The organism is Desulfovibrio faecalis (genome assembly GCF_053570625.1).
The window spans coordinates 1,000,766-1,023,788 of record NZ_JBRBQR010000001.1; the positions used below are offsets into that span (position 1 = coordinate 1,000,766).

Below are 23,023 nucleotides of genomic sequence, written 5' to 3' on the forward strand. Positions count from 1 at the left end.
CCCGGATCTCAGGATTCGGGGGCTTTTTGCGTGCGGCGCTCAGGCTTGAGGGCGCAGGTTTTTAAAAAATGGCAGTTGCATGATGAAGTCGCAAAACTGCTGCAGCACCGGGCTGGTCGCGGCTGTTTTAAGCACTGTTCGCACCTGCGGCAGAGGCGGCAGGTCGCACGTGCCGTCAAGGATGACAAAGCGTCCGTCCATATCCCAGTCGGGCAGGGCGGTTATGCCAAAACCCGCCAGCACCGAGCTGCACAGGCTTTCGTACGAGGCGCTTACATAGGCAAAATCATAGCTTCTGCCTGCGGTATTGAGGGCTTCCAGCGTGGCGGAGCGCCAGGGGCTGCCCTCGCTGTAGGTAGCAAGCGGCACGGGCACGGTCGGCGCAAGCTCCATGTGCCCGCCGCTTGCCCAGTGCAGAGGCTGTTGCGCCAATACCTCGAATATGCCCTCGGGCGCGTGGCTGCTGTCAAAGCGGTATTGGTTGATCAGGGCCACATCCAGGCTGCCGTCCGCCAGCATGCGGTCAATGTCCGCAGACATGGCCGAGATGACGCCGATCTGAAGGTCAGGGTTCAGGGCCAGCAGGCGGGCCACGGCTGCCTGCAATTCCACCGTGCTGAAGCTTGGCGGGATACCCACCGTGATGCGTCCCCGCAATTCAGGTTGCCGGGCTGCGCGCAGGACCGCGTCAAAGCGCTGTAGAATATCTTCCAATTCCGGCAAAATGCGTTGCCCCGCCGTGGTGAGGCCAAAGGTGTGCCCGTTGCCACGCTCCACCAGTGTACAGTTGAGGTGCGCCTCCAGCTTTTTGACAGACTGCGTCACCGCCGACTGGCTGCGGCAGAGCTGCTCCCCGGCTTTCTGAAAGCTGCGGCAATGGCCCACGGCAATAAAAGCCCGCATATGCTCAAGGGTAATGCTCCGCGTGTCTGCCGGGAATTCCATAACTGCTGACCACCTAAAATAAGTTGAACTGATTTGTTTATGATAAAAATAAATTTTACAAATTATCAAGCCCCCGCCTACTGTGGACGCAATTATATTGCCGCAAGGGGTAGGGGTGAAAAATGGAAAAATCAGCAAGTGTGGAAAGGCCGCTGAAAGCGAGCGAGCCAGAATTGGGAAATGGAAGCGCGGCAAACACGGCCCAAAAAGGTCTGAACTGGCGACACGTGGCTGCGGGCGTGTGCTTTAGCATTATCTGGAGCTCGGCCTTTGTGGCGGGCAAGATTGTGGTGACGGAAATGGGGCCATTCGTAAGCCTGTTTTACCGTTTTGTGGGCACCGTTTTTGTGCTTGGCCTCTTGTGCGGCAAAAGCCTGTGGGGGCCGCAGGCGGGCAAGGCGCTGCGGGCTGGATTTGTGCTCGGCCTGCTGAACAACGTGGCCTATCTGGGGCTGAGTTTCTCCGCCCTGCAACTGGTCTCGCCTCCCTGGGTTGTGGTCATTGTGTCCTGCTCGCCCTTTGTCACTCTTATGCTTGGCGTTGCGCGCGGGCTGGAATCGTTCAGCGCGGCAAAGCTGCTGGGCTTTGGGCTGTCGCTCGCTGGCATTGTGCTCATGGTGGGCGTGGGCAAGCTTGAGGGCGGGGCCGTTCAGGGGCTGCTGCTGGCTGCCGGGGCAACCGTGGCATTTTCCGTAGGTGCGGTGCTCTTTCGCGGCAAGTACAGCAACATGCCGCTGCTGCCCGTCAATTTCTGGATGTCAGTCTGCGCCATGCTCTGTTTTGCCCCTGTGGCCATGCAGAGCAGTGTGACGCCTCTTGCGGTTCCCATTCCGGCCCTGCTGGCGCTTGTCTGGCTTGCTGTGGTGAGCCTGCTGGGCATGGCCCTGTGGTTGTTGCTCATCCGCACGCAGGGGGCGTCCTCTGCGGCTGCGTATAACATGCTCAATCCTCTGAGCGGGCTGGCCCTTTCGGCACTGTTGCTGGGCGTGCCCATCCTGCCCGCTGATGTGGCGGGTGCTGCCGCCATTGTGACGGGCCTTGGCGTGGCTTTGGGCGTGAGGTTGGAAAAGCGCTAATTTTTTCAATCCGTGACATGCTTGTTTTTTCACAAGCGGCGCGTATGGTGGAACTGAAAGCGTATTTCAGGTTGCACATTCCAAACCAGGAGGAAGCTCATGAGCAAATTGCGGATTGCCCAGTATGGTTGCGGAAAGATGTCCAAGTATTCCATGCGCTACGTATATGAAAAAGGGGCGGAAATCGTAGCTGCCTTTGACGTGAACCCCGCAGTGATCGGCCGGGACATCAGCGCCATCATCGGCGGGCCGGAGCGGGGCGTTGTGGTGCACCACGCTGACGAGGCCGACAAAGTGCTGGCCGCGCTCAAGCCCGATGCCTGCATTATCACCACCATGAGCCTCATGCGCGATATCGTGGATGCCCTCATGGTCTGCGCCAGAAATGGCGTCAACGCCATCACCACCAATGAGGAAGCCATCTTTCCCATGAATTCTTCGCCCACCATCACTCGCGAGGTGGACGCAATGGCGAAAAAAACGGGCTGCACGGTTTGCGGTTCCGGCTATCAGGACGTGTTCTGGGGCAACCTGATCGCCACCCTGGCCGGGGCCATGCACACCATCAGCAAGATCAAGGGCAGCTCCAGCTACAATGTGGAAGACTACGGCATCGCCCTTGCCAAGGTTCACGGCGCGGGGCTTGACCTGCCCGCCTTTGAGAAGGAAATTGCCTCGGCAGACGCCATTTCGCCCGCCGAACGTCAGCAGTTGATCGAGCGCGGCGAGTTTTTGCCCTCCTATATGTGGAACGTCAACGGTTGGCTGGCGGAGCGTCTGGGCCTTACCGTCAAAAGCCAGGTGCAGAAGTGCGTGCCCCAGACCCACAGCGCTGAGTTGCGCTCTGAAACGCTGGGCATGACCATCCCTGCCGGACACGCCACGGGCATGTCTGCCGTGGTGACCACGGAAACGGCTGAGGGCATCGTCATAGAGAGCGAATGCGTGGGCAAGGTTTACGCGCCCGGCGAGGTTGACCGCAACGACTGGACGCTCATGGGCGAGCCGGATACGCAGGTGGTCATTACCCGTCCCGCCACGGTGGAACTGACCTGCGCCACCATCGTCAATCGCATACCCGACCTTATTAACGCCGCGCCGGGCTACGTGACCACTGACCTTATGCCGGTCAACAGCTACAGGGTAAAGCCTCTGGATCATTACGTGCACAAGTAGTTTCTACATCCCCCCCGGGCCGCCTTGTGGGCGGCATGTCCGCCGTATCAGCAAAAGTTGGTGCGGCGGATTCTTTATGGTGTTGACATTTTTGCGTACAGGATTATGCTCATTTGAGCAAAAATAACGAGCAAGGGAGTAGCCATGAAAGTAGCCGTTTCAAGCGAAGGGCCGGGGCTGGAATCGCAGGTTGATCCACGGTTCGGCAGGGCTGGCGGATTTGTGATCGTGGATATGGACACCATGCAGGCAGATTATGTGGACAACGGCGCATCGCAGGCGGCGGCGCAGGGTGCTGGCATTCAGACTGCTGAGCGGCTGGCTGGTCTGGGTGTGCAGGCCGTCATGAGCGGCTATGTGGGGCCCAAGGCTTTTACGGCCCTCAAGGCGGCTGGCCTCGACGTGTATCAGGACATGGACAACCGCAGCGTGGGCGAAGCCGTACGCTGTCTTGCCGATGGCTCGGTCAGCCCGGCCACGGCTCCCAACAAGTAGGCTCGTATGCGTATTGTGATTGCCAGCGGCAAAGGCGGCGCGGGAAAGACCACCGTGACCGCCTGCCTTGCCGGACAGTGGGAGCGCGACTTGTTGCTTGTGGACGCGGACGTGGAAGCGCCCAATCTGCACCTTTTGCTGCACCCAAGTCTCGCGGAGCCTGAGCCGGTATATCTTGAAGTGCCGGAACTGGTGGAGGAAAAATGCACGGGCTGCGGCGCATGCCGCCCCATGTGTTCCTACGGGGCCATTGCCATGATGGGTGCAAAGCCCATGTATTTTCAGGATATGTGCCACGGCTGCGGCGGCTGTTTTGAGGTGTGCCCGGAACAGGCGCTGCGCGTGGCGCAGCGGGAGCTTGGCGCCCTGCTGCAGGGTTGTGTGCCCGCTGGCAGCAAAACACGCCCCTTTCTGATGGGCCGTACCCGCGTGGGCGAGGCCATGACTCCGCCCCTCCTGCGTGCTCAGGAGCGCAAGCTGGCAGAATTGCTTGCGGGGCATCCATCTGACGTACTCATGGACGCTCCCCCCGGCGTGAGCTGCCCGGCCATGACGGCGGCTCGCGGCGCGGATGCCGTACTGCTGGTGGCGGAACCAACCCCCTTTGGCTTTTATGATTTCAAGCTGGCGCACGCGGCCTTTGCGCAGTTGGGGCGTCCCGTTGCCGTGGTGATGAACCGCGTGGGCATGGAAGGCAACGCCGATTGCGAGGATGAACTGCGCGCATGGTGCGCGGGGGCAAAACTGCCCATATTGGCAGAACTGCCCTTCCAGCGCGAGGCCGCCCTCGCTTACGCCCACGGCTTGCCGCCCACGCAAGCGCAGGGCGTGACCGGTCAGGAGTGGCGTCAGCGCTTTGCAGAACTTGCCGTCAAACTGCGGGAGTTTGCCAAGGGGGCCAGCCATGCGTGAGATAGTTGTTATCAGCGGCAAGGGCGGTACGGGTAAAACCACCGTATGCGCCGCATTTGCCGCACTGGCCCATGCACAGGGGCAAAAGGCCGTACTCTGCGACCTGGATGTGGACGTGCCGGACATGCACATTCTGCTGGACCCGCAGGTGCAGCAGGAGGAAGTTTTTATTTCCGGCAATACGGCCCGCATCAATCCTGATCTGTGCACAGCCTGTGGACGTTGCGCCGAGCTGTGCCGTTTTGACGCAGTGCGGCTTGAAGATGGCCTCTACTCCATAGACGAACTGGGTTGCGAAGGCTGCGGCGTGTGCCACAAACTTTGCCCGGCGCACGCTGTGGAGTTTCCTGAACGGACTTGTGGCGCGTGGTATGTCAGCGATACCCGTTTTGGCCCCTTTGTGCATGCGCAGCTTGACCCCGGGCAGGAAAATTCCGGCAGGCTTGTGGCCCTGCTCAAACGTCAGGCTCGCGACAAGGCGACCAAGATGGGCGCAGACCTTGTGCTTTGCGACGGTTCGCCGGGTGTGGGCTGCCCTGTGATCAGCTCCCTTTCCGGCGCGGCTCTGGCCGTAGCTGTGGTGGAACCCACGCCCTCGGGGCGGCATGATTTTGCCCGCGTGGCGGAGCTGTGCGCGCATTTCCGCATCCCCGTGGCGGTGCTCATCAACAAGGCCGACCTGAACGCGGAAGAGGTAGCCCGCATACACGCAGTGGCGGCAGAGGGCGGGCACCATGTGGTGGGCGAGTTGCCCTTCAGCCCGCTGGTCACGCAGGCCATGGTGCGGCGGCAGGCGCTGACCGAAGAAATTTCAATCCTTACCCAACCCCTTGCCGAAACTCTGGCTGCAGCCTGGGAGCGCGTGTGCTCCCTGGCATCGCAGCCTGGGCGGCAAGGCGGCATAAACCACCTGTAAAAGGAAAGCATCATGAGCAAGACTATTCTGGCAATTCCTTCGCAAATGCCCGGCGGCATGGATTCCGGTATGGGTATGCATTTTGGACATTGCGATATTTACACCATCGTGGAGCTGGAAAATGGTCAGGTCGCCGCTCAGTCCACCCTTGAATCCATCCCCCATCAGCAGGGCGGGTGCATGGCCCCTGTGCAGTATCTGGCTTCCCACGGCGTCAATGCTCTTCTGGCTGGCGGTATGGGCATGCGCCCCCTCATGGGCTTCAACCAGATGGGCATCAGCGTGTACTTTGCAGGCAACCAGCCCACCGTGGGCATGGCCGTACAGGCATTTTGCCAGGGCAAACTGACGGAATTCACCCCCGAGCATACCTGCGGCGGCGGGCATTAAACCGTTATGAAGCGCTCCATTCTGTTGCAGACAGGGCGGCCCGCAGCTTTTGCCGCCTTTGTGGCGGAGCTTGAACGTCAGGGCTGCGCCGTAACCACGGTTGCTGATGCCGATGCCTGCAAACGCAGCGTGCAAAAGCAGGCCCCGGCGCTGGTGGTGCTGGATTCCGCCTCGCAGGAACAGGCGAAGCAGGATGTCATCGGCATCATGCGCGTGGACGCGCTGGTGCATACGGCGGTTGTCAGCGAAATGCCCGAGGATGTCTTTCATGACATCATGGAAGGTCTGGGTATTCTTGCCTCGCTGCCGACAATGCCAACCGCAGACGATGCCCGCCGTGTGACGCGCCTGCTGACAGAGCTTCAGGCCTGATAAAATGAGAGCCGCCATGCGCGGCAGGTTTTATTGTTCCCGCAAACCATTGCCCGTACCCTTGGTTTGCACGGCGCCTTGGGCGCGCGCTGCCTGCGCGCAAGCAGCCTCCGGCCCAGGGAAGCATGGCCGGGCCTGAACCGGGTTTACCCCTCCCGGTTTTGGCCCGGTCATGCGCAGAGCGGCGGATGTGCACGGTCACGGCTTGCGCCACTTGCGCGAGGCGTGGCATTGGCTTATTCTCAAATAAAACCATATTACTGGGAAATTATGCCAAGACCTTGCCATTGCAGGCGCGTAAGCGCCCTGCCAAAAAACAGATGTTTCAAGCCCAACGGTATTCCCCTGCACGAACTTGAAGAGGTTGTGCTGTCGCTGGATGGCCTGGAAGCCCTGCGGCTGGCTGATTTTGAAGACCTGAACATGGATGCCGCCGCAGCCCGCATGGGTGTTTCGCGGCATACCTTTGGCAGGCTTTTGCGGCGCGCGCGCCGCAGCGTGGCTCAGGCTCTTGTGCAGGGGCAGGCCCTGCGCATTGAGGGCGGGGTGTGCGCTGTGGATGCGACTGCCGAGGGGGTAGCAAGCGAGGATGCCATGCCGGGCGGGCTGGTGGTGGCTGTGCCAAGCATTGCCCCTGGCGGCCTGGATGCTGCGCCCAACGCGCATTTTGGCCGATGTCAGTTCTATACCCTTGCCAGGGTGGAAGACGGCAATATCGGGGCGGTCAGCATTCAGCCCAATCCCATGCATCAGGGCGGGGATTGCGCCGGGCCTGTACAGGCCCTGCTGCGTCTTGGCGTTGGCGCTCTGCTCGCGGGCGGCATGGGCATGAGGCCCCTGCGGGCTTTGCAGGAGGCAGGTATCGCCGTGTATTACAATGCCAATCTGCCCACAGTGGCAGACTGTCTTAACGCCTTTGCTGCGGGCAGGCTTGTTCCTTTCGGCCCCGGGCATCTTTGTCAGGGCGGTTGCGCTTCTGAACGGTAGAGCAGTGCAGGTCGCGGCAAAGGCCCGCACATTTCCGCCCGTTCAGAAAGCGCCCCTGTTGATAACCCGGCGGCAAGCCTCCGGGAAAACTGGTAATGCCTACTGCTTTAGAATGCGTAAAGAAAGCCCCCGCTCAACGAATACTTGTTGTTGCGTTCAACCATGGGGCTGTCGGTTATTTCCTGTCCCAAAAACTGGCTTTTTCCACTCACAAAGGCGCTCCAGCTTTCTGTAAGGCCGACCCGCAAGGTCAGTTCGGCATAAGGCGAGAGGGCTGATTCCGGCGAGTAGTTGCTCAGGCCGCTGGCTCGGGCCTCGCTCTTGCTCACTCCGTAATAATAGTCATTGTAGTTCACATCGGTCCACTGCACGCCAGCCGTGGGGATAAGCGACATATTGGCAAAGCGGATGGGGTAGGAATAGGAGGCGTCAGCCATCACGCCCTTGTTCACGCCCAGCGCATCAGTGGAAAGAGTGGCGGCCAGCACGCCCAGTTCTGTGCGCAAGCGGTAGTTGATGCCGGCCATTGCCGAGGCATAGCGGTCATCAAGTTTTTTCATGCCCGAGTTGTCGCTCCATGAAGCATAAAAATGCTGCGGCAGATACGAAAGCTGCACGTTGACCTCATGGTATTCGTTCTTGAACAGGTGCACGCCGCCGCTCAATCCCCGCAAATACAGATACTCGCCTTCATATCCCAGCAAGGGCAGGGCCGTACCCAGCCTTTCCACTCCCTTGTATTCCGAGGTGGAAACAGTGCCGCCAATGCCAAGGTTGAATCCCCATCTGTTGCTGTCGGTTTTGCCTTCTTCCGCAATGGCAGAAAAAGCCGTTAAAAGAAGGATGGTTAATGCCGCAAAGCACGACAATCCCCGTATTTTCATGAACCCTCCCGTGCAACAAAGGCATTGCACTTTTTATGGAAAATCTGTAATCAATTGATTACTCAAAAGTAGCCTCATGAAACCAACGGTGTCAAGCCGCAGCAACCATAGGGGATAGCAATGGCTCCTGAACGTAAACCAGTCACTGGCTCGCAGCGCAAACGCAATGCCGCAGAAACAAGAAACCGTCTTTTGCAGGCGGCGCGAAGGCTCTTTGCCAAAGCCAACTACGGCAATGTGGGGATACGGGAAATCGGCGCAGCGGCCGGGGTAAACCCGGCACTTATCAGCCGCTATTTCGGCTCAAAAAGGAATCTTTTTCTTGAAGTGGCGTCCATTTTGAATTCAGAAGGCATTGAGGCCCTGCCGGATGTGCCGCCTATGGAAAAAACCAGTTTGGCCATGGGCAGCATTCTCTCTGGCGGTGCGCAGAGCGCGTGGGCCACAGATTTTCGCATCACGGCCCTTTCTGCACTGGACCCCAATGTCTCGGACGTGATGGCAAAAACCTACGACAACATCCGCCAGGACATTATGGAGCTGCTGCCCGGTGAGCATGCCGCCACGCGGGCAGAGCTGATACTGGCGCAGATCATGGGGGCGTCAATGGTCGTTAATCTGCTGCGCGGAGCGGATTCGCCCCGGATTGACATTGAGTACATGAATAAATTTTATGCAAAGCAACTGGCGGAACTGTTCGCCTGCGAATCCGCTGACTGAAGCTGCGCCAGCTCCGCGATTTTTGATCACGTGGTGATGCGGCAAAGCGATCTTTACTAGCGCCCGTCGCGGAAGCCTCGTTCTGCTGCTGCGCGTTCGGCAGCATCGGCCAGGGGCGCGGGTACAATGGTCTTGCCGATGGGACAGAGGGCCAGCGCAGCAAGTTTGACGTGCTGCCAAGCAAAAGGAATGCCTATTATGGTCACCGCGCACATGACGGCGGAAACCAGATGCCCCAGGGCAATCCACACGCCAGCCAACACAAGCCATATGATGTTGCCCACCGTGCCCCACGGGCCGGTGCCCACATCCTGCCTGCCGGTGAGCACATCGCGCGCAACGGGCATTTTGCCAAAGGGGAAGAAGGCGAAGTTGCCCATGACAAAGCATGCCCTGCCCCAGGGAATGCCCACGATGGAAATAAAGCAGAGCACTCCGTATAGCCACCACACAAGGCCCATGACAATGCCGCCGCACAAAAACCAGATGGCGTTTCCAAGGCAACTGATGGCGCTGTTCATGATATCCTCCTGAAGTGGGCCGTGCGGTATCCGTGCGGCCAGTGATCGCTGAGTATGTCAACGCAATGCGAAAAAGAAAAGCAGTTTGAAACGAAAGGGCCGCCCGGTGATGCCGGGCGGCCCTTTATAATCTGGGCTAGAGCAGATAAATAATGACTATGCCCTAGAAGTTGATGATGACCTGTTCCTGTTCGTCATCCTTGGAACGGCGGGCTATTTCGCCTATGCACCATGCCCGCAGCTTGAAGGCCTGAATGCGGTTGATTGCTTCTTCGGCCTGATCGGCAGGAACCACCAGCACATAGCCGATGCCGCCGTTGAATATTTGCAGAATTTCCGGCCAGCTGAGGTTGCCCGCTTCCTTGAGCCAGTTGAAGACGGGGGCCATCTGCCAGCTGCCAAAATGAATGCGTGCTTCCACCTGGGCGGGCAGTACGCGGGGAATGTTGTCGTAAAAGCCGCCGCCGGTGATGTGGGCCATGCCCTTGACGTTCATGTCCCGCAGCAGGGAGCGCACCGCTTCCACGTAGATGGTGGTGGGCGTCAGCAGCACATCGCCAACGCTGGCTCCATCCCCGCCGGGGAAGGGATCGGTGAGGGAAAGGCCGCTCTGGTCAAGCACCTTGCGGGCCAAGGAAAAGCCGTTGGAGTGCAGGCCAGAGGAGGCGATGCCGATGATCTTGTCGCCCACCTGAATGCCGGAGCCGTCAATGAGCTTGGCATTATCTACAATGCCCACGCAAAAACCGGCAAGGTCATACTCGCCTGGTGCGTACATGTCGGGCATTTCGGCGGTTTCACCGCCAAGCAGGGCGCATCCGGACTGGCGGCAACCTTCGGCCACGCCGCCAATGACGGTCTGGGCGGTTTCTACGTTAAGTTTGCCGGTTGCAAAGTAGTCAAGAAAAAACAGGGGGTTGGCACCTTGAACCAGAATGTCGTTGACACTCATGGCCACAAGGTCGATGCCCACAGTATCGTGCTTGTTGCAGGCAAAAGCCAGTTTGAGCTTGGTTCCCACGCCATCGGTGGAAGAAACAAGCACAGGTTCGGTCATGCCGTTGAGGTCAGGCCGGAACAGGCCGCCGAAGCCGCCAATATCGGAAATGACGCCTCTGGTCTGCGTGCTCTGAACCATGCCTTTGATGCGTGAAACGAGAGCGTTTCCCGCCTCAATATCAACGCCTGCCTGAGTGTAGGCTTTTGCGCGGTCGCTGGACATCCGTTGCCTCCTTTGAATCTGCGCTACATACCACAGGTTCTTTCAAACCCCAAGCGACTTTTTGAGGCCGTAGCCGCGAGTTTTTTCATAGACCGGCTTGCGCGCCACTGCTAGAATAAAATCGGAGGGGTAAGGAGCGTGCCATGCGTAGATATGCCGGATTGTATATTTTCTGCGCCGTACTGACATTCGTTTGTTCCGGCGCGTCCCTTGCTGTGGATGGCGCTGCGGAATACCGCGCGCCTGTCACTGGCGTGAAGCTTGGCCCGGTGCAGGCGGTTCAGCCTGCTCAGCCAGAACCTCCTGTTGCGCCAGCCCGGCCATCTGTAGAGAAACCAGCTGCGCCGCAGTCTGGCCCGCAACCGGGGCAGCCGCCAAATCAACAGCCAGGCCAACAGGCGGCTGGGCCGTCACCCGATTTGCAGTCTGCCGCCCCTGGGCAGCCGACCCCTTGGCCCGGTGCAGGGGGCATGGCTCCCTATTCCTCTTTTGGTTCCCTGCCGGGGCCAGCGGATGCTCCTGCCCCCGCTCCTGTTCCCTCTGCGGCCCCTGTGCCAAATCCTGCCGTCGTGCCGCCGCCAGCGCCTGCCCCCGGCTTTGCTCCCGAGTATGCGCCGGGTTATGGGCCTGGCTATGCGCCTTATCCTGCGCCAGCACCCGGCTGGCAGGGGCAGAGCGGCAGCGTTGTTTCGGGCACAGGGCAGCTCCAGGGTGAAAATTTCAACGACAGAGGCATCGCGACCCAGTACCGCGATCCGCAGACTGGCGACATCATCACCTCTGTAGTGCCGCCCGCTCCCCCGGATCAGCAGAACTACGGCACTTTTTTTGTGGCTCCGCAGATTTACCCCGATGGCAACCATTGGGGGCCCAATCCGTATGGTTCCATGCCCAGACCCGGCGGGCCTTCGTGGCCGGGGCAGCAGAACATGCCTTCGGTCATCTGGCAGCCCGCGCCGCAACCAGACCATAACAGGCATCGCCATGACGACAGCCGGCATGACGACAGGCGTTACGATGATCGGCGCTATGACGATCGGCAGTATGATAATCGCCGATATGATGACAGGCCGCACGATGGACGTTACGATGGCCCGCGCCGCGATCCGTATGATTCGCGCGACGGTGGCTACAACGGCCCCAACAGGCCACGCGACAACAGCCATGACCAGCGGGGAGACGACAGGTATAACCCGCGCCCCGGCAATCAGGGCGATTCACAGTATGACCCGCGCGGCGCCGACTGGGGCCGTGATGGAAGGGAGAGGCGTTGAGCATGCTTGCCGCGCTTTGGGATTCTCAGCCTGACGGCACTGTTGTATGTCGTCTGTGCGCTCACCGTTGCCGCCTGCGCAAAGGGGCCAAGGGCATTTGCGGGGTGCGCGTCAACATGCGGGGAGAAATGGTTTCTCTGGTCAGCAAGGTCGTTACCGCTGCTGCCATGGATCCCATTGAAAAAAAACCTCTTTACCATTTTTTGCCCGGTAGCAAGATTTTTTCTGTGGGTAGCGCCGGATGCAACTTTTCCTGCCATTTTTGCCAGAACAACAACATAGCCCACGTGCCGGAAAGCGGCATTGTGCCCGGCAAGCGCGCTGCGCCAGAAGATCTGCTGGCCCTGGCTCAGGCCAACCGCGCCCAGACCATGGCCTTTACCTACAACGAACCCACGGTTTTTTTTGAATTGCTTTACGAAACCGCAGGCATGGCGGCCAAGAAAGGCATACGCAGTGTGCTTGTGACCAACGGCTATATGTCCAAGGATTGCCTGGCGGCCCTGAGTCGGTGCATCTGCGCCGCCAATGTGGATCTGAAGTCGTTCAGCGAAGCCTTTTACCACAAATATTGCGGCGGGCATCTTCAGCCTGTGCTGGAAAATCTGAAGGCCATCAAAAAACTTGGCTGGTGGCTTGAGGTCACAACCCTGGTTATTCCCGGCCTCAATGATGGTCAGGCGGAAATGGAAGCGCTTGCGGCCTTTATCCGTGACGAGCTGGGGCCGGATACTCCTTGGCATGTGACAGGTTTTCACGGCGCGCATCTGATGATCGACCACCCGGACACGCCGCTGGCAACACTTGAGGCCTGTTGGCGCATCGGGCGCGAGGCCGGTCTGAATTATGTTTATATAGGAAACACGCGTAGCCCCTTGGGCAGCAATACGTTTTGCCCGGAATGCAATGCGCTGGTTATTGAACGGAACGGATACGACACGCGCGTGCGGGGTGCAGAAGGCAAGTGCCCCAAGTGCGGCGTGCAGATCCCGGGAGTCTGGAAATAATGATTCTTGTGTATACAGGTGACGGCAAAGGAAAAACCAGCGCCTGCGTGGGGCAGACCGTGCGTGCCCTGGGGCAGAATATGGTTGTGGCCTTTGGGCAGTTTATGAAGCGCGATGGTCAGGCGGGCGAGCAGGCCATGCTTGCCAAGCTGCTGGGAGAACGCTTTTTTGCCGGAGGGCTGGGCTTTTTGCGTACCGATGCAGAGCGCCCCGCGCACCGTGAGGCCGCCCTGCGGGTGTTTGGCTGGGCGCGTGAGCAGCTCGAGCAGGCAGACATGCTGGTGCTGGATGAAACCCTGTATGCCCTGAGCGCCGGGATACTTGGGCAGCAGGAGCTGGAAGAACTCATGGCGCTGGCACGCGCCAGGGATTGTCATCTCGTGCTGTCTGGCCGCAGTGCGCCAGAATGGCTCGTGGATGCGGCAGACCTTGTGACCTCCATGACCGAAATCAAGCATCCTTGGCGCACTGGCGTCAAAGCAGCTCCGGGCATAGAATTTTAGCCTCTGTGGTTGCCTTTCTGGGTGTGTTTGCCGGTATTTGCAAAAGGAATTCGGGTATATGTCTGTGTTGACCATCTATGTGGCCGGGTCTTTCAAGCACAAGCACGGAGTGCGCCTTCTGGGGCGCGAACTGCGGGGCATGGGTTGTCGCATGCTGGACTGGACAGACAAAGCCGTACCGCCGCCAGGGTTGACCCCCGCCGAGCGGCGCATCTGGATGGACACCGACCGTGACGGCGGCGAGGTCTACGCCTTTTGCCACAATGCCTGTCTGACAGCGGATATGGTCATTTATTACGGCGCTTCCGGGCAGGACGCCGGGGTGGAGGTGGGGCTGGCCGCCGGGGCTGGAGTTCCTGTGCTGGGTATTCGCGGCCCGCTGGAAGGGCCGGGGCTGATGCTGCACGGGGCTGTCAGCGGCTGGGTTGACAGCGTGGAAGAAGCGCTGGACGTTGTGGCCGCCTTGCTGGCCTACGCCGATGCCGACTGGAAAGATTTTGAGGCCGAGTCGAACCCGGTTTTACGCCGCATGGGCGAGAAATTGCGGGCGCGGGGGAGCGAGCTCTGAGCCTGATGAACTCTAGCCAGGCTCTGGTAAAAGTGCCTCAAATCTGAAGGGCTGTTGCGCAAATGTTAAGCCGCCTCCCCTGCAAGAAAATTTTGCAGGGGAGGCGGCTTTTTGATTTATGCCATATTAAGTTTCGGTAGCTACGGCAGCTCGCGCGACTCCACATCGCCAGAACCGCCGGGGCTGTTCGCGCCGCTGGAAACCGGGGTGATGCTTGGGCTGCCGGAGGGTTCCATGCTGCCGTCCATGGGGCTCACGCCTGTGGCGTGTTCTGGCTGCATATTATCAAGCTGGCCCGCCTTTTGGGGCAGCATGAGGTAGCTTGTTACGCCCGTCACACCACCAACACCGCGCGCGGCCTGGATGGCGAGCTGCTTTTCCGCATCATCCCTCACCACGCCAAGCAGCACCACACGCCCGGAATTTACCTCCGTATCTATACGGGTGGAAGAAAGCCCCTTGGTGGCAATAAGGTCTTTGCGCAGCTTGGTGGCCAGCACAAAATTGCTGGAGTCGCTGGTGGCGGGGGTGAACCAGTGGGTCGTGACCGAGCGGGGTTTGTAGCGGTTGGCTATGGTCACAGCCTTGCCCTGCATTGTGTCGGGTATTTCACCCACAAGGAAAACATGGCCGTAAAAACTGTATACCGCAACAGACCAGCCGCCAGAGAAGCTTTCGTCAAGCAGGGCAGTCTTGATTTTGGCAGAGAGTTCCTTGTCGTCCGACATGGTGCCCATCAGGCGCTGGTCGTCATAGATGGAATAGCCGGTGTATGCGCAGCCGTTCAGCAGCGTGACGCAAAACAGCAGCAGTAGAAGCGCCAGTCGTTTCATGGAATCCTCCTGAACCCCGCGTTGCGGGCGAATCGTCTTAACGTAGTCGATCAGCTCGCCTTTGCAGGAGTGCCATGGAGGCTGCCTGCAAAAGGAGCGAAGTTTTTTATTCTTTTTCGCGGCGGATACGCGCCCCAACGGCGTTCAGCTTGTGCTCGATGCTCTCATAGCCACGGTCGAGGTGGTAGATGCGCCGTACTTCGGTAACACCCTTGGCCGCCAGGCCTGCCAGAACCAGCGAGGCGCTGGCGCGGAGGTCGGATGCCATCACTGGCGCGCCGGTGAGCTTCTGCACGCCGCGCACCATGGCCGTGTGGCCGGAAACCTTGATCTGCGCGCCCATGCGCATGAGCTCAAGCACGTGCATGAAGCGGTTTTCAAAAATGCTTTCTTCCACAACACTGGCCCCTTCGGCAAGGCACATGAGCGCCATAAGCTGGGCCTGCATGTCTGTGGGAAAGCCCGGGTAGGGTTGGGTTTTTACATCCGTGCCGCGCAAGGGGCCAGCGCAACGCGCCAGCACACCCTCGGGGGTGTTGGTGATCTCCATGCCCATGCTGCGCAGTTTGAGAATAACGGCTTCAAGATCTTTGAAAGGGCAGTTGCGCAACATCAGTTCGCCGCCAGTGATGCCAGCAGCCACGAGGAAGGTTCCCGCCTCAATGCGGTCGGGCATGACGGGGTATTCCCCATCGTGCAAGGAGGTAACGCCCTGAATGCGGATAACGGATGTGCCGTGCCCCTCGATTTTTGCGCCGCAGGCCCGCAAAAAGTTTGCGAGGTCAACAATTTCTGGCTCGCGGGCGGCGTTTTCGAGTACAGTTTCGCCATCTGCAAGGGCTGCGGCCATGAGCAGATTTTCCGTGCCGCCCACTGTGGGCATGTCAAAAGATATGTGCGCGCCCTTGAGCTGGCGGCAACGACCAATGATATAGCCTTCTTCAAGCTGAAAGCTGGCGCCCATCTGCTCCAGCCCTTTGAGATGCTGGTCTACGGGGCGTGCGCCAATGGCGCAACCGCCGGGCAGGGCTACGCGCGCCTGACCAATGCGGGCCAGCAGCGGGCCAAGGCACAGAACAGAGGCGCGCATGGTGCGCACCAGATCATATGGAGCTTCCGGCAGTAAATTGCCGGGCTGCACCTGTACCCGATGATCGTTGTATTCGCAGGTGCAGCCCAACATGTTCAGGAGCTTGATGGTGGTATGTATATCACGCAGGTTGGGCACATTGGTGATTGTGACCGGCTCTGACAGCAGAATGCAGGCAAAAAGAATGGGCAAGGCCGCATTTTTGGAACCGCTGACCTCAATGCCGCCAGTAAGCGGAACGCCGCCTTCAATAACCAGTTTGTCCATGGAGTGTCCCCGAAAAAAATGTTTGACGCCTGACGTGCCGTCAGCGCCTGAATTTTAGACGCGATATCTTGGCTTGCGAGGCGGGCAAGTGGCATGGCTGGCGGATTTTTGCCGCTAAGCCAAGCAGCGGTTGCAAGTGTAGATACTTTTCTAGATAAAATCCAGATGAAGCTAGGCTGAAAAAATACTTGCCAAACTAAAATAACCTGCTTATAAGAATTTTCCCGTGGCGGAAGTAGCTCAGTAGGTAGAGCACCTGGTTGTGGCCCAGGTGGCCGTGGGTTCAAGTCCCATCTTTCGCCCCACAATTTTCCCGCGCCGCAACGGCGCGGGTTTTTTTTCGGAGCGTGGCGCAGCCTGGTAGCGCACCTGCTTTGGGAGCAGGAAGTCGCTGGTTCGAATCCAGTCGCTCCGACCATATATCCAAATAAAAGGGATAGTTAGACGAAAGTCCGACTATCCCTTTCTTGCGTGTGATGGGATCGCCAAAAGTGGCGTGTGGCAGAATTTCTCAGAAAATTACTGTAACTATATGATATATATTTAAAAATATCGCGCCACATGGCCACAAGTTAAAAAGTTACATCAACGATACAAACGCTTGCGGACATGAGGGCGATTGGTGCGTGATTTGGTGTTATTCCCTACTCTTATGGTTTGACGTCTTAACCAGCCCCGACAATCCTTTGACGGAAGAAAGTCGGTGAGATATCTAAGTCATCAAGCTAGAGAAAGTTCCCCTCTAGATTGCCCTAGAAAGGCAGCTAGCCCATGAAACTGTCCACCTTAATGTTGCCGTTGACTGGTCCGAAGAAGTGAACCCACTTTTATTCTGTAAAAATTCTTACCGTGAAAGGTATATACTGTGACGAGCTCCCAACAACGCGCTGAACTGCAACGCCAGATATGGCAAATCGCCAACGATGTGCGCGGTGCTGTCGATGGATGGGATTTCAAGCAATATGTGCTTGGTGCCCTGTTCTACCGCTTTATCAGCGAAAATTTTGCCAGCTATATGCAGGGTGGTGATGCAAGCATCGACTACACCGCTTTGGACGACAAAAATGAAAATCTGGCAGCCATCAAGGAAGATGCTATCAAGGCCAAGGGCTACTTTATCTACCCCAGCCAGCTTTTTGCCAATGTAGTAGCCAAGGCCAATACCAATGAGAATCTCAACACTGGTCTTGCCGCAATCTTTACCGCTATTGAAAATTCTGCTGCTGGCTACCCCTCAGAGCAGGACATAAAGGGCTTGTTTGCAGATTTCGACACCACCAGTAACCGCTTGGGCAATACGGTAAAGGACAGAAACACCCGTCTTGCAGCAGTACTCAACGGCGTAGCTGGTTTGAACTTTGGTGATTTTGAAGACAATCACATTGATCTGTTTGGCGATGCCTACGAATTTCTTATCTCCAACTACGCCGCCAACGCGGGTAAATCCGGCGGTGAGTTTTTCACCCCGCAGCATGTGTCAAAACTCATTGCGCGGCTGGCCCTGCACAAGCAAACCAGCGTGAATAAGATCTACGACCCGGCTTGTGGTTCTGGCTCCCTCCTGCTGCAAGCCAAAAAACAGTTTGACGAACACATCATTGAAGAAGGCTTTTTCGGGCAGGAGATCAACCATACCACTTACAACTTGGCGCGCATGAACATGTTTCTGCACAACGTCAACTACGACAAGTTTGACATCCAGCTCGGTAATACCCTTCTCGACCCATACTTTGATGATGAAAAACCCTTTGACGCGATTGTTTCTAACCCGCCCTACTCAGTGAAGTGGATCGGTGCTGACGATCCCACCCTGATCAACGACATTCGCTTTGCTCCGGCAGGTGTGCTCGCGCCTAAGTCCAAGGCCGACTTTGCTTTTGTGCTACACTCGCTCAGCTACCTTTCTAGCAAGGGCCGCGCTGCCATTGTCTGCTTTCCGGGTATTTTTTACCGGGGCGGCGCAGAAAAGCAAATCCGGCAGTATCTGGTATCCAACAACTATGTGGAAAGCGTCATCTCCCTTGCGCCCAATCTGTTTTATGGCACCAGCATTGCCGTCAACATTCTGGTGCTAGCCAAGAACAAAAAGTACACCAAAACCCAGTTTATCGATGCCAGCGGCCTGTTCGACAAGATAACCAACAACAACGTGCTTCGTGATGAGCATATTGAACAGATCATGCAGGTCTTCGATAGCAAGGCGGATGTTGAGCACTTTGCCAAATCGGTACCGTATGAGGTCATTGCCGCTAACGATTATAACCTGTCGGTAAACAGCTATGTGGAAGCCAAGGATACCCGCGAGGTCGTAAATATCGTTCAGGTCAATGCCGAGCTTAAAACCACGGTGGCCAGAATAGACCAGTTACGCAAAGACATTGACGCTATTGTGGTCGAGATAGAAGGCGAAGGGCTGGAATCATGAGCCACGCAAACTTTCTGGAAAAGCTGCTGGACGGCGTAGAGGTGGAGTGGAAGAAGTTGGGGGAAGTGGCCAAAGTTCAACGGGGTAGGAGACTCGTAAAAAGCCAGCTAGAAACCACAGGGGATTACGCTGTGTACCAAAACAGCACAACTCCTCTTGGTTATTATCATGAAAGCAATGTTCGTGCAGAGACTACTTTTATTATTTGTGCTGGTGCGGCAGGAGAAATCGGATATAGCGCGGTTGAATTTTGGGCTGCTGATGATGTCCACTTCCTTGATGCTCCTGAATTTATTAATAAGTTTTTATACTACTACCTAGTAACGCAACAGCAGAAAATATTAAGCCAAGTTCGTCGGGCAAGTGTTCCAAGACTATCAAAAACAGTTCTTGAAAAAATTTCAGTCCCCATCCCCTGCCCCAACAACCCCCAAAAATCGCTCGAAATTCAGGCGGAAATTGTCCGTATTCTGGACGCCTTTACAGAACTGACCGCAGAACTGACCGCAGAACTGACCGCCCGCAAAAAGCAGTACACCTACTACCGCGATCAGTTGCTGAGCTTTGAAGAAGGTGAGGTGGAATGGATGACGCTGGGGGAGGTTTGCGACTTCAAGAACGGATTCGCTTTTAAAAGTAACCTGTTCCGAAAAACCGGGCTGCCCATTGTAAGAATCACCAACATAAACGGCCCAAATGTTGACTTAACAGATGTTAAGTTCTTCAACCCAAGTGATTATAAAGAAAATACACAAAACTACGCGATAAGGAGCGGTGATGTTCTAATCGCAATGTCAGGGGCAACCACTGGCAAGATCGGTTATTTTGATAACAGCAATACTGCCTACCTAAATCAGCGCGTAGGAAAGTTTATGCCTAATAAAAATCTTCTAAATTGTCGCTACTTATATCATTTTTTGCTTACTAAGACTGAAGAAATCTACGTTTTGGCCGGGGGTGGGGCACAACCGAATCTAAGTTCCAAGGTTATCATGGAGAAGCTCTTAATACCCATTCCATACTCAAACGACCCTAAAAAATCCCTCGCTGAGCAAGCCCGTATCGTCGCTATCCTCGACAAGTTTGATGCCTTAACCAACTCCATCAGTGAGGGCCTGCCTCGCGAAATCGAGCTGCGTCAAAAGCAGTATGAATATTACCGCGACATGCTGTTCAGCTTTCCCAAGCCGCAAGGGGTGGCATAACCCATACCGGGTGATAAAGGATCTGGGCCAGAATCAGCACAAAGACGACCTGCCAGCGTGAAGGATACAGATGAAAGACTATACACCCATCGCAGAATCCAACAACTTTATCGTGCTCGACAAGTACGAGAGGGCTTGGCAGGCAGCGCAAAATTACCAGACAGAAAGCGACCTTGAGCGGGAGCTTATTCAGGACTTGCAAAATCAGGGCTACGAATACGCACCTGACCTGACCACACAGGAGAAATTGCTGACTAACGTGCGCGATCAGTTACAGGCCCTCAACAACGTGCGGTTTTCAGACAGCGAGTGGCGGCGGTTTGTGAATACATGGCTGAACAAGCCCAGTGACACTATTATCGACAAAATCCGCAAGATCCATGACGACTACATTCACGACTTTGTTTTTGATGATGGGCGCATCCAGAACATCTATCTGCTGGACAAGAAAATCCTCGCCCGCAACAAGGTGCAGGTTATCAGCCAGTTTGAACAGGTCGGCAGCCACGCCAACCGCTATGATGTAACAATTTTGGTCAACGGCCTGCCCCTGGTGCAGGTAGAGCTGAAAAAGCGTGGCGTAGCCATTCGTGAAGCATTCAATCAGGTACACCGCTACAGCAAAGAGAGCTTCAATAGCGATCTCTCCCTGTTCAAATATCTGCAACTGTTTGTGATCTCCAACGGCACAGATACGCGCTATTTTGCCAACACCACGCAGCGCAACAAAAACAGCTTTGACTTTACCATGAACTGGGCCAAAGCCGACAACAGCCTTATCAAAGATCTAAAAGACTTTACTGCCACGTTTTTTCAAAAGAACACCCTGCTCAGCGTGCTGCTGCACTATTCTGTGTTTGATGTCAGCAATACCCTGCTTGTCATGCGCCCCTACCAGATTGCGGCTACAGAGCGCATATTGTGGAAGATCAACAACGCCCATCAGGCTAAACGATGGAACAAGCCCGAAAGCGGCGGCTTTATCTGGCACACAACAGGCTCTGGCAAAACTCTTACCAGCTTCAAGGCAGCAAGACTTGCCACCGAGCTTGATTGCATCGACAAGGTCTTTTTTGTGGTTGACCGCAAGGATCTGGATTACCAGACCATGAAGGAATACCAGCGTTTTTCGCCCGACAGCGTCAACGGCTCGGAGAGTACAGCAGGATTGAAGCGCAATCTGGACAAGGACGACAACAAAATCATTGTCACCACCATCCAGAAGCTCAACAATCTTATGAAAAGCGAGGCCGACCTGCCCATCTACAGCAGACAGGTGGTCTTTATTTTTGACGAATGCCATCGCAGTCAGTTTGGTGAGGCGCAAAAGAATCTGAAAAAGAAGTTTAAAAAATACATCCAGTTCGGTTTTACGGGAACGCCGATTTTTCCACAGAATGCCTTAGGTGCAGAAACCACCGCCAGCGTGTTTGGCCGTGAGTTGCATTCCTATGTTATCACCGATGCCATCCGTGATGAAAAGGTGCTCAAGTTCAAGGTGGACTACAACGATGTGCGCCCACAGTTCAAGGCTATTGAAACCGAGATTGATGAAGCTAAACTCAGCGCGGCAGAGAACCGACAGGCCCTGCTGCACCCAGAGCGCATACGCGAGGTAAGCCAGTACATTCTGAACAACTTTCGGCAAAAGACCCACCGTTTTCAGGTTGGAGGTAAAGGCTTTAACGCCATGTTTGCCGTTAGCAGCGTAGATGCCGCCAAGCTGTATTACGAATCGTTCAAGGCCGTGCAGAGCAATAGCGAAAATAAGCTGAAAGTGGCTACCATCTTCTCCTTTGCCGCTAATGAAGAACAGGATGCAGTGGGCGATATTCAGGATGAAAGCTTTGACGTTTCTGCCATGAATAGTAGCGCTAAGGAATTTCTGGGCGCGGCTATTGCCGACTACAACGCGCTGTTTAAAACCAACTTTAGCGTAGAGAGTAGTGCCTTCCAGAATTACTACCGTGATCTTGCCTTGCGCGTAAAAAATCAGGAGGTTGACCTGCTCATTGTGGTGGGCATGTTCCTGACTGGCTTTGACGCTCCCACGCTCAACACCCTGTTTGTGGATAAAAATCTGCGCTATCATGGCCTCATGCAAGCCTATTCCCGCACCAACCGTATTTTTAACGCCACCAAAACCTTTGGCAATATTGTTACCTTCCGCGATCTGGAGCAGGCAACCATAGACGCGATCACCCTGTTTGGCGACAAAAATACCAAGAATGTGGTGCTCGAAAAAAGCTACAAAGAGTACATGGAGGGCTTTACCGATGCGCTCACAGGGGAGGCGCGGCGTGGCTTTGTGGATGTGGTGAAGGAGCTTGAGCAGCGTTTTCCCTATCCCTCGGCCATTGAAAAAGAGTCGGATAAAAAGGCCTTTGCCAAATTGTTTGGCGAGTATCTGCGTGTAGAAAACGTGCTGCAAAACTATGATGAGTTTGCCAGCCTCAAGGCCCTGCAAACTATCGACACAAACGACCCTGTGGTGCTTGAGGCGTTCAAGGTCACGCACTACCTCACGGATGAAGACCTGGACGCCCTGCAAGCCATCACCATGCCCCCTGAACGAAAGATTCAGGATTATCGCTCGACCTACAACGATGTGCGCGACTGGCTGCGCTGCGAAAAATCCGCCAAGGACAAAGACACTTCAACCATTGATTGGGATGATGTGGTCTTTGAAGTGGATCTACTCAAATCGCAGGAAATCAATCTGGATTACATTCTGGAACTGATCTTTGAAAAGAACAAAAAGAGCAAGGACAAGGCTGTATTAGTTGAAGACGTGCGCCGCGTAATCCGTGCCAGCCTAGGCAACCGCGCTAAAGAGAGCCTGCTGGTTGACTTTATCAACCACACCGATCTGGATCAGCTTGGCGACAAGGCCAGTGTGATTGATGCCTTCTTTGCCTATGCCAGAGCAGAACAGCAGCGTGAAGCGCAAGAGCTGATCACTGGCGAAAATCTGAATGAAGAGGCCGCAAAGCGGTATATCACCACCTCACTGAAGCGGGAATTTGCCAGTGAAAACGGTACGGAATTGAACGACATTCTGCCTAAGATGAGCCCGCTGAACCCGCAGTACCTCACAAAAAAGCAAGGGGTTTTTCAGCGCATCGCGGCCTTTGTGGAAAAATTCAAGGGCGTAGGCGGTCAGATTTGATTACACTTTCGGTCTGATACTACTCAAACCAACAGGTTCTGCTCATCTGCTTAAATTTGGAGGCCA

At 56.2% G+C, this 23,023-nt stretch carries 22 protein-coding genes and 2 tRNA genes; 18 read left to right on the plus strand and 6 right to left on the minus strand.

Annotated features, from left to right (window positions below):
- Window positions 1-39: 39 nt before the first annotated feature.
- Complete coding sequence (locus ACUZ79_RS04415; RefSeq protein WP_449250811.1) at window positions 40-945, minus strand: LysR family transcriptional regulator; 906 nt, start codon at window positions 943-945, stop codon at window positions 40-42.
- Window positions 946-1,067: 122 nt separating this feature from the next.
- Here ACUZ79_RS04415 and ACUZ79_RS04420 point away from each other — a divergent pair, with 122 nt between their 5' ends.
- The 8 genes from ACUZ79_RS04420 to ACUZ79_RS04455 all read left to right on the plus strand — a co-directional run bounded on the left by ACUZ79_RS04420 (window position 1,068) and on the right by ACUZ79_RS04455 (window position 7,269).
- The gene (locus tag ACUZ79_RS04420) at window positions 1,068-2,021 is read left to right on the plus strand and encodes a DMT family transporter (protein WP_449250812.1); all 954 of its coding nucleotides are present in this window, start codon (window positions 1,068-1,070) and stop codon (window positions 2,019-2,021) included.
- A gap of 99 nt (window positions 2,022-2,120) precedes the next feature.
- Window positions 2,121-3,197 (plus strand): NAD(P)H-dependent amine dehydrogenase family protein, encoded by a 1,077-nt coding sequence (locus ACUZ79_RS04425; RefSeq protein WP_449250813.1) that lies wholly within the window; start codon window positions 2,121-2,123, stop codon window positions 3,195-3,197.
- Between the two features lie 144 nt (window positions 3,198-3,341).
- Window positions 3,342-3,692: a NifB/NifX family molybdenum-iron cluster-binding protein gene (locus ACUZ79_RS04430; RefSeq protein ID WP_215647979.1), complete on the plus strand. Its 351-nt coding sequence runs from the start codon at window positions 3,342-3,344 to the stop codon at window positions 3,690-3,692.
- 6 nt (window positions 3,693-3,698) lie between these two features.
- Window positions 3,699-4,604 carry a nucleotide-binding protein gene (locus ACUZ79_RS04435; RefSeq protein WP_449250814.1) on the plus strand — a complete coding sequence of 302 codons (906 nt, stop codon included), beginning with the start codon at window positions 3,699-3,701 and terminating at the stop codon, window positions 4,602-4,604.
- Complete coding sequence (locus ACUZ79_RS04440; RefSeq protein ID WP_240823754.1) at window positions 4,597-5,520, plus strand: ATP-binding protein; 924 nt, start codon at window positions 4,597-4,599, stop codon at window positions 5,518-5,520. The genes ACUZ79_RS04435 and ACUZ79_RS04440 overlap by 8 nt, the downstream gene beginning before the upstream one ends.
- 12 nt (window positions 5,521-5,532) lie before the next feature.
- Entirely contained in the window at window positions 5,533-5,910 is a 378-nt protein-coding gene (locus ACUZ79_RS04445) for a NifB/NifX family molybdenum-iron cluster-binding protein (RefSeq protein WP_192112333.1), read from the plus strand.
- Window positions 5,911-5,916: 6 nt separating this feature from the next.
- Complete coding sequence (locus ACUZ79_RS04450; protein WP_449250815.1) at window positions 5,917-6,282, plus strand: response regulator receiver protein; 366 nt, start codon at window positions 5,917-5,919, stop codon at window positions 6,280-6,282.
- 270 nt (window positions 6,283-6,552) lie between these two features.
- Complete coding sequence (locus ACUZ79_RS04455; protein ID WP_240823756.1) at window positions 6,553-7,269, plus strand: DUF134 domain-containing protein; 717 nt, start codon at window positions 6,553-6,555, stop codon at window positions 7,267-7,269.
- A gap of 107 nt (window positions 7,270-7,376) precedes the next feature.
- On the opposite strand, the gene ACUZ79_RS04460 is transcribed toward ACUZ79_RS04455, so the two are convergent.
- Window positions 7,377-8,153, minus strand: a complete 777-nt coding sequence (locus ACUZ79_RS04460) for a MipA/OmpV family protein (RefSeq protein WP_240823757.1) — start codon at window positions 8,151-8,153, stop codon at window positions 7,377-7,379.
- 120 nt (window positions 8,154-8,273) lie between these two features.
- On the opposite strand from ACUZ79_RS04460, the gene ACUZ79_RS04465 reads away from it, so the two are divergent.
- A complete protein-coding gene (locus ACUZ79_RS04465; protein WP_449250816.1) occupies window positions 8,274-8,873 on the plus strand; it encodes a TetR/AcrR family transcriptional regulator in 600 nt (199 codons plus the stop codon).
- Window positions 8,874-8,929: 56 nt separating this feature from the next.
- Here the strand turns inward: ACUZ79_RS04465 and ACUZ79_RS04470 are convergent, their stop codons facing one another.
- Both ACUZ79_RS04470 and purM read right to left on the minus strand, forming a co-directional pair.
- Complete coding sequence (locus tag ACUZ79_RS04470; RefSeq protein WP_449250817.1) at window positions 8,930-9,394, minus strand: YccF domain-containing protein; 465 nt, start codon at window positions 9,392-9,394, stop codon at window positions 8,930-8,932.
- A gap of 163 nt (window positions 9,395-9,557) precedes the next feature.
- Window positions 9,558-10,616, minus strand: a complete 1,059-nt coding sequence (gene purM / locus ACUZ79_RS04475) for a phosphoribosylformylglycinamidine cyclo-ligase (RefSeq protein ID WP_449250818.1) — start codon at window positions 10,614-10,616, stop codon at window positions 9,558-9,560.
- 143 nt (window positions 10,617-10,759) lie between these two features.
- On the opposite strand from purM, the gene ACUZ79_RS04480 reads away from it, so the two are divergent.
- From ACUZ79_RS04480 to ACUZ79_RS04495, 4 genes are read left to right on the plus strand one after another with little or no spacing between them, the layout of a single operon-like run.
- Window positions 10,760-11,890: a hypothetical protein gene (locus ACUZ79_RS04480; RefSeq protein WP_449250819.1), complete on the plus strand. Its 1,131-nt coding sequence runs from the start codon at window positions 10,760-10,762 to the stop codon at window positions 11,888-11,890.
- Between the two features lie 2 nt (window positions 11,891-11,892).
- Window positions 11,893-12,897 (plus strand): AmmeMemoRadiSam system radical SAM enzyme, encoded by a 1,005-nt coding sequence (gene amrS, locus ACUZ79_RS04485; RefSeq protein ID WP_240823762.1) that lies wholly within the window; start codon window positions 11,893-11,895, stop codon window positions 12,895-12,897.
- The gene (locus ACUZ79_RS04490) at window positions 12,897-13,400 is read left to right on the plus strand and encodes a cob(I)yrinic acid a,c-diamide adenosyltransferase (protein ID WP_449250820.1); all 504 of its coding nucleotides are present in this window, start codon (window positions 12,897-12,899) and stop codon (window positions 13,398-13,400) included. The genes amrS and ACUZ79_RS04490 overlap by 1 nt, the downstream gene beginning before the upstream one ends.
- Window positions 13,401-13,458: 58 nt before the next feature.
- Window positions 13,459-13,968 carry a translation initiation factor 2 gene (locus ACUZ79_RS04495; RefSeq protein WP_449250821.1) on the plus strand — a complete coding sequence of 170 codons (510 nt, stop codon included), beginning with the start codon at window positions 13,459-13,461 and terminating at the stop codon, window positions 13,966-13,968.
- Between the two features lie 140 nt (window positions 13,969-14,108).
- Here ACUZ79_RS04495 and ACUZ79_RS04500 read toward each other — a convergent pair whose 3' ends face one another.
- Together ACUZ79_RS04500 and murA are read right to left on the minus strand one after the other, a co-directional pair.
- Window positions 14,109-14,801, minus strand: a complete 693-nt coding sequence (locus ACUZ79_RS04500) for a BON domain-containing protein (RefSeq protein WP_449250822.1) — start codon at window positions 14,799-14,801, stop codon at window positions 14,109-14,111.
- 106 nt (window positions 14,802-14,907) lie between these two features.
- The gene (gene murA, locus ACUZ79_RS04505; protein ID WP_192112350.1) at window positions 14,908-16,158 is read right to left on the minus strand and encodes a UDP-N-acetylglucosamine 1-carboxyvinyltransferase; all 1,251 of its coding nucleotides are present in this window, start codon (window positions 16,156-16,158) and stop codon (window positions 14,908-14,910) included.
- A gap of 229 nt (window positions 16,159-16,387) precedes the next feature.
- Here murA and ACUZ79_RS04510 point away from each other — a divergent pair.
- From ACUZ79_RS04510 to ACUZ79_RS04530, 5 genes are all read left to right on the plus strand, one after another.
- Window positions 16,388-16,463, plus strand: a tRNA-His gene (locus ACUZ79_RS04510).
- A 36-nt stretch (window positions 16,464-16,499) separates the two neighbouring features.
- Window positions 16,500-16,576 (plus strand) — tRNA-Pro (locus ACUZ79_RS04515).
- A 447-nt stretch (window positions 16,577-17,023) separates the two neighbouring features.
- On the plus strand, window positions 17,024-18,583 hold the full coding sequence (locus tag ACUZ79_RS04520) for a type I restriction-modification system subunit M (RefSeq protein WP_449250823.1): 1,560 nt from the start codon (window positions 17,024-17,026) through the stop codon (window positions 18,581-18,583).
- Window positions 18,580-19,788: a restriction endonuclease subunit S gene (locus tag ACUZ79_RS04525; protein WP_449250824.1), complete on the plus strand. Its 1,209-nt coding sequence runs from the start codon at window positions 18,580-18,582 to the stop codon at window positions 19,786-19,788. The genes ACUZ79_RS04520 and ACUZ79_RS04525 overlap by 4 nt, the downstream gene beginning before the upstream one ends.
- Window positions 19,789-19,858: 70 nt before the next feature.
- Window positions 19,859-22,957 carry an HsdR family type I site-specific deoxyribonuclease gene (locus ACUZ79_RS04530; RefSeq protein ID WP_449250825.1) on the plus strand — a complete coding sequence of 1,033 codons (3,099 nt, stop codon included), beginning with the start codon at window positions 19,859-19,861 and terminating at the stop codon, window positions 22,955-22,957.
- The last annotated feature ends 66 nt before the right edge of the window (window positions 22,958-23,023 follow it).